Here is an 830-nt window from a genome sequence, read left to right as displayed (position 1 = left end):
GCCAGGATCAAACTCTCCAAAGAATTTGATATAGCTCTTAAATTGACGAAGCTTGCGCTTCATTCAAAAATTGTAAAACTTATTTTTGCCTCATCGTTCAGTTTTCAAAGTTCGTCTGTAAAAAAATAAAAATGGTGGAGCCTAGCGGGATCGAACCGCTGACCTCCTGCGTGCAAGGCAGGCGCTCTCCCAGCTGAGCTAAGGCCCCATATAAAAGTGATGATGGTCGGGAAGACAGGATTCGAACCTGCGACCCCTTGGTCCCAAACCAAGTGCTCTACCAAGCTGAGCTACTTCCCGTAAAAATGGTGCACCCTGAGAGATTCGAACTCCCGGCCTTTAGATTCGTAGTCTAACGCTCTATCCAGCTGAGCTAAGGGTGCGAGACGAATAATCATCATGGGAAAATATTAATGGTACCGAGGGCCGGACTTGAACCGGCACGAGGAAACCCTCGCAGGATTTTAAGTCCTGTGCGTCTACCAATTCCGCCACCCCGGCAAGGTATAATTTCTAGCGGTAGACTTTTTAAAAAGATCAAATGGTGCCGGCGAAAGGATTCGAACCCTCGACCCTCTGATTACAAGTCAGATGCTCTACCAACTGAGCTACACCGGCAGGTGTAAATGGTGGAGGATGACGGGATCGAACCGCCGACCCCCTGCTTGTAAGGCAGGTGCTCTCCCAGCTGAGCTAATCCTCCAATATGTAGCCTGGCAACGTCCTATCCTCACAGGGGGAGATCCCCCAACTACTTTCGGCGCTGAGACGCTTAACTTCCGTGTTCGGCATGGGAACGGGTGTGGCCGTCTCGCTATCGCCACCAGACA

The 830-nt window shown here is 50.5% G+C and carries 6 tRNA genes and 1 rRNA gene; all 7 read right to left on the bottom strand.

The features are described from left to right. Positions 1-132: 132 nt before the first annotated feature. The 7 genes from LCM29_RS15150 to rrf all read right to left on the bottom strand — a co-directional run bounded on the left by LCM29_RS15150 (position 133) and on the right by rrf (position 828). Positions 133-208, bottom strand: a tRNA-Ala gene (locus LCM29_RS15150). A gap of 15 nt (positions 209-223) precedes the next feature. Further along, positions 224-300: transfer RNA gene (locus tag LCM29_RS15145), tRNA-Pro, on the bottom strand. A 6-nt stretch (positions 301-306) separates the two neighbouring features. Continuing rightward, positions 307-383: transfer RNA gene (locus tag LCM29_RS15140), tRNA-Arg, on the bottom strand. 31 nt (positions 384-414) lie between these two features. Continuing rightward, positions 415-501 (bottom strand) — tRNA-Leu (locus tag LCM29_RS15135). Between the two features lie 41 nt (positions 502-542). Beyond that, positions 543-618 (bottom strand) — tRNA-Thr (locus LCM29_RS15130). Positions 619-627: 9 nt separating this feature from the next. Beyond that, positions 628-703 (bottom strand) — tRNA-Val (locus LCM29_RS15125). 8 nt (positions 704-711) lie between these two features. Then, positions 712-828: ribosomal RNA gene (rrf, locus tag LCM29_RS15120) — 5S ribosomal RNA — on the bottom strand. Positions 829-830: the final 2 nt, after the last annotated feature.

The sequence above is a fragment of the Exiguobacterium aestuarii genome (genome assembly GCF_020171655.1).
Lineage (GTDB): Bacteria > Bacillota > Bacilli > Exiguobacteriales > Exiguobacteriaceae > Exiguobacterium > Exiguobacterium aestuarii_A.
This window is presented reverse-complemented; position numbering and strand designations above follow the sequence as displayed.